The sequence below is a fragment of the Parasphingorhabdus pacifica genome (genome assembly GCF_054779195.1).
Genome location: NZ_BAAGYS010000007.1, coordinates 347,413 through 360,243 on the forward strand (window position 1 = coordinate 347,413; position 12,831 = coordinate 360,243).

Here is a 12,831-nt window from a genome sequence, read left to right on the forward strand (position 1 = left end):
CGGACGCCGGCGGACCGCACGATGTCGAGTTGGGAACGGACATGAGCACCATGGGCGTCAACACCCTCGCCGACCCGCTGACCTCGGCGCTGGCCGAGCGGGAGACCCTGATCGAACTCTGCGTGTACGCGATCGACCGAGCCCGGAGCGTCGGCATCGCCGAACGGCTCGCGGAAGGACTCGGTCAAGTCGGAGTGGAGGCTCTGCGGCCGGACGACACGACCTTCGACCCGGCCCGGCACGAAGCGAGCGGCACCGTGCCGACCGACGATCCCGCGCTGGACGGGCGGATCGCCCAAACCGAGTTCGTCGGCTTCGCGGACGGAGAGCGGATCCTCCGCCCCCCGGTGGTCACGATCTACAAGCTGGAGCCGGGGCAACCGGGATGACGGCTTCTCCGAAGCAGGGCATCACCGCCTCGAACACGCTGCCGCAGCAGGTCAAACAAGCCAGGGACAACCTCACCGAACTCCTGAGGAAGACCGCTCCGGAAGCCGCGGACTGGGTCGAGGAGGTTCGACTCTCCCGCCCGAAGACGCCGAGCGTCGTGGTCGTCGGAGAGACGAACCGGGGAAAGAGCTCGCTGGTCAACGCGTTGCTCGACCAGCCGGGTCTGTCGCCGGTGGAAGCGCGGACCGCCACCGCCACGTACCTGCTGTTCGACTACGCCGAGCAGTGGTCCTGCTACGCCTGCTACCCCGACCGGGAGCCGGTGCGGTTCGAGGTGGCGGAACTGGCGAACTGGACGTCCGCGCGCCGCGAGCTGCCCGAGGGAGAACTCCCGCCCCGGTACGTCCGGGTCGAGGCGCCGCTGGAGCCGCTGTCCCGAATGACGTTGGTGGACACCCCGGGCGCGGGCGGGCTCGACGAGGTGCACGGGGAACTCGCGATGGAGGCCGCCGCGGCGGCGACCGCGCTGCTGTTCGTCGTCGATGCTTCCGCCCCGTTCACCCGGGGAGAGCTGGACTTCCTTCGCGCGGTCGGTGACCGGGTGGAAACCGTGGTGTTCGCGTTGGCCAAGACCGATCAGCACCGCGGGTGGCGGCAGGTGCTCGAAGCCGACCGGAAGCTGCTGGCCGAGCACGCCCCGCGCTTCGCCGACGCGCCCATCCACGCCGTGTCGGCGCGCATGCTCGAAATGGCGGCCAGCGGGTCGAACGAGCAGGCAGCGGACATGTTGCGCGAGCGCTCCGGGATCACCGGGTTGCGGACCGAGCTGCAAGGGCTGGTCGCGGATCGGGTGGCGATGCTCGGCGAGGCCAACACGATGCGCGCGTTGGCCACGGCGCTCGGCGAGCTCACCACGAGACTGGACGCGGAGAAGCGTGCTCTGACAGTGGGGGAGGACGAGGCGGCGTCGCTGCGGCTCCGCCGGGACGAGCTGAACACCGCGCGGCGGTCCTCCACCCGGGGCTGGCAGGTGAAGCTGCGGGGCGAGATCCAGCGCACGCGGGTGGAGTCCGGACACGAGGTGACCCGCCAGGTGCGGGAGGTGCAGAACTGGTTCCGCCGAGCCGTCGACGCCGCCGACCGGGAACAGCTCGCCGGGATGCCACAACAGGTGGATATCGCGTTGCAGATGGTGTCGTCGCGGGTCGCGGCGATGCTCTCCGACCGGCTGGTGGGCGTCGCCGAGCAGTCGCTCGCGGAGTTGTTCACCGGCGAGGAGCTCACGGTGATCCGCGCGCAGTTCGCGCGGGGAGCACAGCGGCCGGTGGCCCTGCGTCCGCCGGATCGGCGCCCGCCCACGGCGGAGGACAAGCTGCTGATGTTCATGGGCGTCTCCGGCGGGCTCGGGGTCGGCCGGGCCGTGGCCATGCCACTCGCGGGACTCGGGGTCGCCGCGCTGAACCCGGTGGTGTTGCCGGTGACGATCGTGCTCGGGCTCGGTGCGGGCTGGTGGATGGCCCGAACCCGCAAGCTCGTCGCCGACAAGCAGCACCTGAAGCAGTGGTTGACGGAGGCCATCGCGGACGCGCGCTCGGCGCTGGACCAACTGGTGGCCGAGCAGTTGATCGCCGCCGAGCAGCAGCTGTCGTTGGCGCTGGACGAAGCGCTGGGCAAGCGCATCGACGCGATCGAGGGTGAGTTGCGCGAGGTGGACACGGCGTTGCGGATGGATGCCGCCGAACGTGGTCGGCGGCTGGAGTCGGTCAACGAGAAGCTGGCGGAGGCCCGAGCGGGCCGGGAGAAGGTCGAGCAGTTGCTCGTCGGCATCCGGAAGGTGCGCGACCGGGCCGAATGAGCGCGCGTGCCGACGGTCCGGGCCGGTGCCGTGCACTCAGGTGAATTCGCTGTTCGCGTGGAACCGCGTGCCCCTACCCTGCGTCTGACCACGTTGAAGAGTGATCCGCGCCCGGATGTTGAGGGGGACTCACATGTATATCGAGGAGACGGGCCAGGGCGACGGCGACATCAAGATCACCGTCGAGGGGGACGAGTACACCGCGGAAGCGAACTACGACTTCGACGGTGACGGGATCGACGAGACGGTCCTGGTGATGAACGACGACGGTCATTTCGCCTACGTCGACGAGGACTCGGACGGTCGCGCCGACCTCGTGCAGACGCTGAACAGCGACGGCGTGGTTACCGAGCAGGCCCGGTACGAGGACGGGTCCGGTGACTGGGTGAGCGAGGACCCGGGGCCGCCGCACGGACCTCCCGGGCAGCAGGGTGACGGGTCGATGGTGATCGAGACAGCTGAAGGCGAGATGCGGGTCGGCCCGGCTACCGAGGACACCGACGCCGACGGGCGTGCGGACACCGCGATCGTGGAGACCGAGGACGGTTCTGTCCTGGCCACCGACATCGACGGGGACGGTTCGGCCGACCAGATGGTGCGCGTCAACGACCGGGGCGAAGTGGTGACCACCCATCACACCGGGGACGGCGAGTGGACCGTTGTCGAGGAGGGCGCTTCCGGCGGCCGGTCGGTCCAGGCCTCGACATTCGTGGGTTCCGATGACGCAACGTGGTCATTCGACGTGGATCCGGGGGAAACCTGCGGCACCGACGGGAAATCGGATGCTGGTCCGAGCGGTTTGGATTCGGACTCCCGCTGGGAATGAATTACCCGGGGTGATGAAACCACCGCGGAATTGGTCTCGTTCGGTTGTTCTTCCGCGTGTGGACCTCGGTATATCCGAGGTTCGCGGGCATGTGCGCCGGTCAGGTGTGGTGCTGCCCGAACGGGTCCGGTCTGCGCGAACCGGCCGCGGGCGAACGGGTGCGCCCCGGGGCCGAACGGTTGCGGCGCGTGGGTGCGCCCGTTCCGACGGTCACCAGAAGTCCGTCCCGAAGTCACTTCGTATTCGTGTGGGCGTCCGGTTCGCCGGAAATTCTTGGACGGCGCGTTGCCGGCACGGTGATTTTTCGTCTAGACCTGTGGCCCGATTGCGTTCTGAATCGATTCCCTTATCGTTCCTGTGAGAGAACCGACAGCGCTGATCTCCATTGCGGGCGGTGGACACCGTTAGCCTCGGTGCATCCCTTTCAATCCGCCCGACCCTCGGGTGGGGCGGAGCATTCCCTGCAACAGCCGGCGGGTCACCGCCGTCGGCGAGGATCCGGGCTGTGGCGCCCAGTCAGGAGACACAACGCGATGACCGCTTTGACCATCCCCGGTCTGGACGAGGCCCCGACCACGCACCAGCGGCTGCTGTCGTGGGTGCGCGAAGTCGCCGAGCTGACCACACCTGACCGGGTGGTGTGGTGCGACGGTTCGCCGGAAGAGTGGACGAGGCTGACCGACCAGTTGGTTGAAGCTGGGACGTTCACGCGTGTCGAAGGCACGCCGAACTCTTTCCACACGGCTTCGGACCCCAGCGATGTGGCCCGCGTCGAGGAGCGGACGTACATCTGCTCGCAGGACAGCAAGGATGCCGGCGTCACCAACAACTGGATGCAGCCGGACGAGATGAAGGCGACCATGACGGAGCTCTACCGGGGCTGCATGCGTGGTCGGACGATGTACGTCATCCCGTTCTGCATGGGTCCGCTGGACGCCGAGGAACCGAAGCTGGGTGTGGAGATCAGCGACTCCGCGTACGTGGTCGTCTCGATGCAGATCATGACCCGCATGGGGTCGAAGGTGCTGGAGCGGTTGGGCACGGACGCAGAGTTCGTACCCGCGCTGCACTCGGTCGGAGCTCCGCTGGAACCGGGCGAGTCCGATGTGGTGTGGCCGTGCAACGACATCAAGTACATCACGCACTTCCCCGAGGAGCGGAAGATCTGGAGCTTCGGCTCCGGGTACGGCGGCAACGCGCTGCTGGGCAAGAAGTGCTTCTCGCTGCGGATCGCCTCGGCGATGGCCCGGGACGAGGGCTGGCTCGCCGAGCACATGCTGATCCTGAAACTGATCTCGCCCGAGGACAAGACCTACTACGTCGCGGCGGCGTTCCCGTCGGCTTGCGGCAAGACGAACCTGGCGATGCTGGAGTCGACCATTCCGGGTTGGAGGGTCGAGACCCTGGGCGACGACATCGCCTGGATGCGGTTCGGTTCGGACGGCCGGCTGTACGCGGTGAACCCGGAGGCGGGCTTCTTCGGTGTGGCACCCGGTACGAACTGGAAGACCAACCCGAACGCCATGCGCACCATCGAGCAGGGCAACTCGCTGTTCACCAACGTGGCTCTCACCGATGACAACAAGGTCTGGTGGGAGGAGATGGAGAGCCAGCCCGAGCACCTGACCGACTGGAAGGGCCAGGACTGGACTCCGGAGTCCGGCGAGAAGGCCGCGCACCCGAACTCGCGGTACTGCACCCCGATGTCGCAGTGCCCGATCCTCGCGGACGAGTGGGACGACCCGCAGGGCGTGCCGATCTCGGCGATCCTGTTCGGCGGCCGGCGCAAGACGACGGTGCCGCTGGTCAACGAGGCTTTCGATTGGCAGCACGGCACCTTCATGGGTGCGACGTTGTCGTCGGAGACCACAGCTGCGGCCGCGGGTCAGGTCGGCAACGTGCGCCGCGACCCGATGGCGATGCTGCCGTTCATCGGCTACAACGTGGGTGACTACTTCCAGCACTGGGTGGACGTCGGCAAGTCGGCGGATTCCTCGAAGCTGCCGCAGATCTTCTACGTGAACTGGTTCCGGCGGGACGAGTCCGGCAAGAAGATCGTGTGGCCCGGGTTCGGCGAGAACTCGCGGGTGCTCAAGTGGGTCGTCGAGCGGATCGAGGGCAAGGCCGCTGCGGCGGACACCGCGATCGGGCGGGTGCCGACGGCCGACCAGATCGACCTGTCCGGATTGGACACTCCGGTCGAGGACGTCGAGACGGCGCTGCACGTGGACGTCGACGAGTGGAAGCGGGAGATCCCGCTGATCGAGGAATGGTTCGACAAGATCGGCGACTCGCTGCCCACCTCGATGCGTGACGAGCTCGAAGCGCTGAAGCAGCGGCTCGGCGCCTGACCGGTACGCGAAGCGAAACTCCGGGTGGCCCCGGCGGAATTCTCCGCCGGGGCCACCTTTTTTGTGTGACTCTCGGGGTCGTCGGAGGCCGTGGTGGACTCTGGTGGCGGTGGTGGGCGGCTCGAGTCCATGGAAAATCTCGAAAAATCCATGACGATGTGGAACCGGGCGATCACCCAGCGCGTCTCATCTCCGTCGGTACGAATTCGACCCGATGTCGGAGGTAGCGCATAGGAGGTGCGTCATGGCTGGGTTGGCCCTGTTGATACTGGCTCTGGTCGCCGTGGTGGCCGTCGTCGTCGTTCTTCGCCGCGAGGCGCACGAGGAAGTCGGCGGGGAAGGTGCTGCGGAGACCGCCGTCGAGGAGGAGGCCGTCGCGGAATCGGAGGCCGTGCTGCCGATCCCGTTTCCCCGCGAGGCGGAAACCCCGATTCGGCACAACGAGGAGGCCCGGTGAGCAGTCCAGCGGCGTCCCGGGCGGTGAGTGAGCGGTTCACTCACCGCCCGATTTCTTTCGCCACGCCTCCGATCGGAAGACCGCCGCATCGTGACTGGCCCGTGCGCGGTATCGACTGCGCTGCGCGTACCCGCTCCTGACCTCGCTGACGCCTGACTGCACCGCCGGTCGGGCGAAACCGGTGGGGATCTTGCGCGCGGACGAGGTGTGGATCACACTTCTGTGGATCAATGCCAATCGATGCACCGAATCGCCGAGCACTTCCCGGCGGTGGTTCGGATCGGCCGTGCGGCGGGGCGGGCGCGAGACCGGGCGGCCGGGGCCTGCGCTCCACGTCGGTTTCGGGATCGGCACGGTTCAACGCCGCGCTCGGTTCAGCGCCCCCGCTCGGTTCGACGCCGCCCAGGGAGACCACGATGCCGAGAAAGTCCTGGCAGGGCACCAATCTTCCGCGAGTCGGCGGGTACAACCGGGCCGTCGTGCTGGACGCCATCCGAGTCCACGGAGGTCTGAGCCGGGTGGAACTGGCCGGAAAGACCGGATTGACGGCACAGACGATGTCCAACATCGTCCGTGGACTGATCGACGAAGGTCTGGTCGAAGAGGACGGTCACGCTCCCTCCACCGGCGGCAAGCGGCGTGTCCGGTTGCGCATCGTGCCGGACACGTATTCGTCGGTGGGACTGCACCTGGACCCGGAAGGAATCACGGGTGTGCTGCTCGACCTGTCCGGTCGCGTCCGGCGCCGCAGCCGACGACGCCTGCCGGACGGTTCGTCACCGGCCGCGACGACCCGAGCTCTCGAACAGACCATCCGCCGGCTCGTGCGGCGCTCCGGGGTCGACCGCGAACGGTTGCTCGGGATCGGACTGGCAGTGCCGGGGCCCCTCGACAACGAGCACCGCCGGGTGCTCAACCCGCCGAACCTGGCCGGATGGGGCGAGGTCCCGTTGGCCGAACTCGTTCAGGATCGGGCCGGCCTGCCGGTGGTGATGGACAACGACGCGACCGCGGCGGCGATCGGGGAACGCTGGTCGGGTGGAGTCGATCGGACGGGGTCGTTCGTGTACGTGCACCTCGGGTCGGGGGTCGGGCTCGGTGTGGTGCTCGACGACCGGGTCTACCGGGGCATCAGCAACAACGCGGGCGAGATAGGGCACGTGCGCGGAGGTGGCACGCGGGCCTGCGCCTGCGGCAGGCGAGGATGCCTGGAGGCGTACTGCTCGATGCGCTCGATCGTCGCGCAGTGGCACGGTTCCGACGGCGCACGCCGGGCGGAAGTGACGCCTGCTCGCTCGGTTTCCGACGACCACGAGCAGATCTGCCGACTGGCGGCCGGTGGTGACGGTGCGGCACTCCGGTTGCTCCGATCGGCCGCCGGGAAGCTCGGCGTTGCGCTGGCATCGGTGATCAGCGTGCTCGACGTGGACCAGGTCGTGCTCGGCGGCCCCGCCCTCCGGCACGTCGACGGGGTGTTCCGCGCGAAGGTGGACGAGGCACTCCGAAAGCACGTGTGGGCACCGGAGGTACGCCCGATCACCGTGCGTTCGGCGCTGATCGGTGAGGACGCGGGCGCGGTCGGGGCGGCTTCGCTCGTTCTGGACCGCACCTATTCGCCGCGATTGGCGACGTTGCTCGGAACCTAGGCGTTGCGGTCATTGCCGCCGGACCTGCTCAGGACGAGACGGCGGTGGGCAGGGGTGTGCCGGTCGCGGCGTCGGCGACCGCGTGTCCGAACGCGGTCATGCCCTTGGCGTTCGGGTGCAGCGGGGCGGCGAGAGAAGTGGGGATGAACCCTTCGAAGTACTTCTCGGCCGGGGGTGCGCAGACGCCGTGCCCTTCGCTCAACGGTCCGATGTCGACGAACCGGGCGCCGTGGGCTCGGGCCGTTTCCCCCAGTACGGCGCTCAGCGAGTCGATGCTGTCCTGCACGTAGTCGGCGTCCCGTGGCCACAGCGGTTGTACGGGGTGACAACCGCCGGGTGGCAGGTAGGTGCCGTAGCCGACGACGACCACGTCCGCATGGGGCGCCAGCCTCTCGATGGTGGTCATGGCGGTGTCGAACGCCGGTTCCACCAGCTCGATCCGCTCGGCGAGCTCGTCGCCGCCGTCGGCGGTGTAGCGGTCCGCGCAGGACTGGCCGAAGGGTTCGGGCAGAGCGTTCACGCAACTGATCGCGGCCTGGACGAGGTCGGCGTCATTGCCGCCGATCGTGACGGTGACCAGATCCGTCTCCTCGCTGAGCGCGTCGTACTGCGGAGGGAGGAACCCGTGCTGTTGTCCGGAGAAGTCTTCGATTTCCGCCCCGGAGCAGGTGACGTCGGTGAGTTCGGCACCGAGCAGATCGGCGACCACCTGCGGATAGTTGGTGGTCGCCGAGCGGAAGCAGGCCAGGTTCGGGTCAGGAAGACCGATGAGCGGTCCGGCGGCCGCCGAATCTCCCAGCGCGACGTACTCGAGCGGCTCGGCCGCGCGGGCTCCGGGGGAGACGAGCATGAAGGAGGTCGAGACGACCAGCGCGACACCCCATCGGCCGCGGAGCTTTCGGGAATCGGGACTGGCGGGACGTGCTCCCATGCTGGCCTCCGCGAACGATGTGGCTCGGGCGCCGAAAAATGATCGACTCGGAGTTATCTAGCACAGATCCGGACGATCTCCGCCGAAGTTCACCCGGGGGATTTCACGAGTCGTATCGACGGGTGACCACCATCCGGCGCAATCCGCGTCGACCGGCGCAATCAGCCTCTACCGCCGCGAACGGCACGCCGTCGACCGCGCCGAAGCGTCGCGCCGAAGCGTCGCGCGGCGCCGCAGGCGGTGTCCACAGTGGCCATGCGGAATCCCGCACTGCGACTGAGTCCGCCGGCTACCAGTTCCGCCGCAGGGTTCGGGTGATGCCCGCGGCCACCGTGGTCGCCAGAATCCAACCGGCGGCGATCAACCCGACGGTGATCCACTGCGATGGTCCTTGCGCCCGCCACATCACGTCGTGGCCGAGGTTCACGATGGGAACGAGCTGGTCGACGGTGTAAAGCAGCGGGCTCCACACCGGGTTGTCCTCCTGGTTGATCGGCTCCAGCTCGTGCCGGCTGAACCACGAGGTGCCGAGCGCGGCGAACAGCAGCAGCCAGAGCAGCGCGCGCATCGGCCGGTATCCGTAGTTGACGGTGATGCGCTGCAGCAGGCTCCACAGGCGCACCGGCGCCCGCAGCGGGCGCCGGGTGGTTCGGGCTATTTCCTGGTAGCGCCTGCGCTGCTTCTCGATCAGCACCGTGACCGCATGTTCCTCGTTGCCGTTCTCCCGGAACACCGCGGTCAGCTGGTCGTACGGACCGGGCTGGTAGCGCCCGCTTCCGGCGGCCCGCAACCAGCTCAACCGCTCCCGCACCCGTGCACCGTCGGTCGCGTCGATCGGCTGCGTGAAGTTGTCGTAGGTGAAGTCCTCCACGTCCACCCCGCCGTCGGAGCGCCAGATCACCGCGTTGTCGGCCAGCAGCTCGCACCGCGCCTGGCGCAGCACGAGTCGCCCTCGCGGTGGTTCGTGCGGCAGCAACGTCAGTTCCTGAGTGACCAGACCGAAGGCGTTGAGGCTGTTGCGGCCGCTGCCGTCGCCGAGGACGCAGCCCCAGAAGTTGGAGTGCCTGCCGACCGAAGCCCGCCGCAACTGGACCTCGCCCTCGGCCCGGAAGCGGCGATCGCCCTCCGCGCACACCAGGTCGCGTTCGACGACTGCAGCGCGGAGGTCCAACGAGGGCTTGTAGGCGTTGCGGTGCTGGTGCCACGCGGGTTTCCGCAGGCTGGCCGAACGCAGGTCCAGGTTCGCCCCGATGTGGGCGCCCTGAAACTGCAGGGTGCCCGTGATGTCGGAGCCCCGGCAGTCCAGGTTGCTGCCGACCCGGATGCGGTTGGCCTGCAGCACGTCCGTGCGCGGACCGACCAGGTTCGCCTGGTTGAGCTGGAAACTCCCCCCGATCTGCGCATCGACCATGCGAAGCTGGCCGTGCAGCGAGACGGCGCCGGATTCGAAGTTGCCCCCGATGGCGCTGCTGTCCAGGTGCAGCGCGCGCAGCGGCTGTTCCACGGAGGCGGCGGCCGAACGGCACCAGCTCAGGTCGATGTTCGCGCCCGACATCCGCAGGTCCCCGCTGATCGTGGTGCTGACCATCCGGATGGTGCCGCCGCTGACGAACGACTGGTCCAGCTGGGCGTCGCCGCGAATGGTGCTGCGGTCGAGCAGCAGGGTGCAGATCGGGTCGTCGTGCTTGGACTCGCCGCGGCGCGGTGGGCTCATGCCGGGTTCGAGGACCGCGTCCCGCAGCCGCAGATCACCCTGCAGGTGCGCGCTCGGCATGTAGAGCAGGCCGGCAGCCGTGAACGGGCCACCGCCCAACGGGTCGACGTCGCACCGCAGGCTGCCGCCGATCTGGATGCCGTTGGCGTTGAGCACGTTGCGGCCGCGATTGCGCAGCGCGGCCCCGGACAGGTTGAGGTTGCCGCCGATCTTGGCGCCGGGAACGCGGATCTCACCGGACACCTTCAACCGCAGTCCCAGCAGCGCACCCGTCACCGTCAACCGGTCGGCGTACACGGCCCGGTGTCCGGGGTTCCGCAGCTCGCTGTCGGTCAGCAGCAGCGATCCGCCGAGTTCGGCGTCGGCCAGGTCGAGGACGCCGAGGCTGGTGCAGTTGCGCAGGATCGTGTCGTTGCTGGTGTTGAGGTTGCGGGCGTTGATCCCGGGCAGGCGGCAGTGCTGCATCACCAGCCCTGCGAGCGTGACCTGCCGCAGGTCGGGGCAGTGGTCGAACCGGCAACGCACGAACTCCAGCAGGTACGGCAGTTCGGCCGCGCGCAGGTCCAGGGGGCCGGTGATCACGGCGTCCCGGATGGTGATGGCCGCCGGTTGGCCGTCGCGCCGCAAGAAGCCGAGCCAACCGGATTCGTCGGGTGATTCGACGAGTTTGCGGCGGAGGAATTCGGCCCGGATCTCCTGTTGCGGTTCGAAGGTGCGCGCGTGCACGTCCAGCGGCTCGTCCGCGTCGAACTTGCGCGTGCTGGATCTGGCTTGCCGCAGCTGGTCTTCGAGCCGCTGTTCGGCGGCGGTCACGGGCCCGCTGTCCCACGTCTTGCCGGCCACGTTTTGCTCCATCACTCTCGGAATGCTGCCGTAACTCGGGGTAGTCGATCAACTACCGGCATTCGATGAGACGTGTGAGCGGGATGCGGGGTTGCGATCGAGGGATGTGGGTCGCGTCCCACCGCGACCGCTCCGGAGTCCGCGGAACGGTGGCGGTGGGACGCGTCGGATCGAGCGGCCGCCTACTCCTCGGCGGAGTGGGTCGGGTTGAGCACGCGAGCGAGGAAGCCGCGGGTGCGTTCCTCCTTGGGCGCTCCGATTACCTCGGCGGGCGGGCCCTGTTCGACGATGCCGCCACCGTCCATGAACAGCACCCGGTCGGCCACCTCGCGGGCGAACTGCATCTCGTGGGTGACCACGAGCATCGTCATCCCCTCCTCGGCGAGCTGCCGCATCACGGCGAGCACATCGCCCACGAGTTCGGGGTCCAGCGCCGAGGTCGGCTCGTCGAACAGCATCGCGTTCGGATTCATCGACAGCGCCCGCGCGATCGCGATCCGCTGCTGCTGCCCGCCGGAGAGCTGGGCGGGCATGGCCTGGGCCTTGTCGGCCAGCCCCACCCGCTCGAGGTTCTGCAGCGCCACCTTCTCGGCCTCGTCCTTGCCGCGTCCCAGCACCTTGCGCTGGGCGATGGTGAGGTTGTCCAGCACCCGCAGGTGGGTGAACAGGTTGAACTGCTGAAAGACCATGCCGATGTGCCTGCGGGCGGCATCGATGTCGGAGTCCGGGTCGGTCAGATCGACGCCCTCGACCACCACCTGACCCGCTGTCGGGTCCTCCAGCAGGTTGACGCAGCGCAGCAGGGTGGACTTGCCCGAACCCGACGGGCCGATGACGCATACCACTTCGCCGCGCTCGACCTGCAGGTCGATGTCGCGCAGCACCTCCAGCGAACCGAACGACTTGCCCAGTCCGGAAATCTCGATGATGGTGTCGCTCATGCTCCGCCTCCTTGGCCCTGTCCTCCGAACCTGCGCTCCAGGCGTTGCTGGAGGAACGAGAGCGGGATCGTGATGATCAAGTACGCCAGACCCACCACCAGAATCGGGGTCATGCTCCGGTGGTCGGTCAGCGCCTGCCTGCCGAACTGGGCGAGTTCCTGCTCGTCGAGCGTGCTGCCCAGCAGGAAGGCCAGCGAGGAGTCCTTGGTCAGCAGGATCAGCTCGTTGGTCAGCGGCGGCAGGATGATCCGGAACGCCTGCGGGATCACGACCGTGATCATGGTTCGGGTCGGCGACATCCCCAGCGAGCGGGCCGCCTCGACCTGGCCGCGCGGGACCGCCTTGATGCCCGCGCGGATCGTCTCGGCCATGTAGGCGGAGCCGACCAGGCCCAACGCGACCATGATCGAGATGTTGCGGTCGAGGAAGAGCCCGAACGCGGTCGGGATGCCGATGCCGATCGCCAGGAACACCAGCAGCGCGGGCAGGCCGCGGAAGAACTCGATGTAGGCGCCGGCGACCCACCGGTACGGGCCCACGGAGGACAGCCGCATCAGCGCCAGCACCAATGCCAGCCCGAGTCCCAGCGCGAAGCCCAGCGCGGTGTAGAGCGCGGTGTTGGCCAGCGCCACCGTGAGCACGTCGGGGAAGAGCTGACCGGCTACTTCCAGGTCGAAGAAGGATGAGGCGATCTCGCCCCAGTTCGCGAACACTGCGGCGACCACGACGATCACCAGGAGCAGCGCGTACTGGGCGCCGCGGATCGCGCGGGCCCGCTGCCGCTTGCTCATCCCGCTCTTGGCGGGCTTGGCATCCACTGCCATCAATTACTCCCCGGGCAGTTGTCGGGGCCGGCGCTGTCCGCACCGGCCCCTGA

At 68.3% G+C, this 12,831-nt stretch carries 10 protein-coding genes; 6 read left to right on the top strand and 4 right to left on the bottom strand.

Annotation, left to right across the window (positions count from 1 at the left end; translation table 11 throughout):
• Positions 1 to 41 precede the first annotated feature (41 nt).
• The 6 genes from grpE to ACYVAN_RS11030 all read left to right on the top strand — a co-directional run bounded on the left by grpE (position 42) and on the right by ACYVAN_RS11030 (position 7,525).
• On the top strand, positions 42 to 389 hold the full coding sequence (grpE, locus tag ACYVAN_RS11005) for a nucleotide exchange factor GrpE (RefSeq protein WP_460958426.1): 348 nt from the start codon (positions 42 to 44) through the stop codon (positions 387 to 389).
• On the top strand, positions 386 to 2,245 hold the full coding sequence (locus ACYVAN_RS11010; protein ID WP_460958428.1) for a dynamin family protein: 1,860 nt from the start codon (positions 386 to 388) through the stop codon (positions 2,243 to 2,245). The genes grpE and ACYVAN_RS11010 overlap by 4 nt, the downstream gene beginning before the upstream one ends.
• 133 nt (positions 2,246 to 2,378) lie before the next feature.
• A complete protein-coding gene (locus ACYVAN_RS11015; protein ID WP_460958430.1) occupies positions 2,379 to 3,071 on the top strand; it encodes a DUF6802 family protein in 693 nt (230 codons plus the stop codon).
• Positions 3,072 to 3,604: 533 nt separating this feature from the next.
• Positions 3,605 to 5,422 carry a phosphoenolpyruvate carboxykinase (GTP) gene (locus tag ACYVAN_RS11020; RefSeq protein ID WP_460958432.1) on the top strand — a complete coding sequence of 606 codons (1,818 nt, stop codon included), beginning with the start codon at positions 3,605 to 3,607 and terminating at the stop codon, positions 5,420 to 5,422.
• 244 nt (positions 5,423 to 5,666) lie between these two features.
• On the top strand, positions 5,667 to 5,879 hold the full coding sequence (locus ACYVAN_RS11025; RefSeq protein ID WP_460958434.1) for a hypothetical protein: 213 nt from the start codon (positions 5,667 to 5,669) through the stop codon (positions 5,877 to 5,879).
• A gap of 416 nt (positions 5,880 to 6,295) precedes the next feature.
• A complete protein-coding gene (locus ACYVAN_RS11030; RefSeq protein WP_460958436.1) occupies positions 6,296 to 7,525 on the top strand; it encodes an ROK family transcriptional regulator in 1,230 nt (409 codons plus the stop codon).
• Between the two features lie 28 nt (positions 7,526 to 7,553).
• Here the strand turns inward: ACYVAN_RS11030 and ACYVAN_RS11035 are convergent, their stop codons facing one another.
• The 4 genes from ACYVAN_RS11035 to ACYVAN_RS11050 all read right to left on the bottom strand — a co-directional run bounded on the left by ACYVAN_RS11035 (position 7,554) and on the right by ACYVAN_RS11050 (position 12,778).
• Complete coding sequence (locus tag ACYVAN_RS11035) at positions 7,554 to 8,456, bottom strand: SGNH/GDSL hydrolase family protein (protein WP_460958438.1); 903 nt, start codon at positions 8,454 to 8,456, stop codon at positions 7,554 to 7,556.
• A gap of 289 nt (positions 8,457 to 8,745) precedes the next feature.
• A complete protein-coding gene (locus ACYVAN_RS11040) occupies positions 8,746 to 11,013 on the bottom strand; it encodes a hypothetical protein (RefSeq protein WP_460958440.1) in 2,268 nt (755 codons plus the stop codon).
• Between the two features lie 182 nt (positions 11,014 to 11,195).
• Positions 11,196 to 11,954, bottom strand: coding sequence for an amino acid ABC transporter ATP-binding protein (locus ACYVAN_RS11045; RefSeq protein ID WP_460958441.1), 759 nt, complete (start codon positions 11,952 to 11,954; stop codon positions 11,196 to 11,198).
• The gene (locus ACYVAN_RS11050; RefSeq protein WP_460958442.1) at positions 11,951 to 12,778 is read right to left on the bottom strand and encodes an amino acid ABC transporter permease; all 828 of its coding nucleotides are present in this window, start codon (positions 12,776 to 12,778) and stop codon (positions 11,951 to 11,953) included. The genes ACYVAN_RS11045 and ACYVAN_RS11050 overlap by 4 nt, the downstream gene beginning before the upstream one ends.
• Positions 12,779 to 12,831 lie beyond the last annotated feature (53 nt).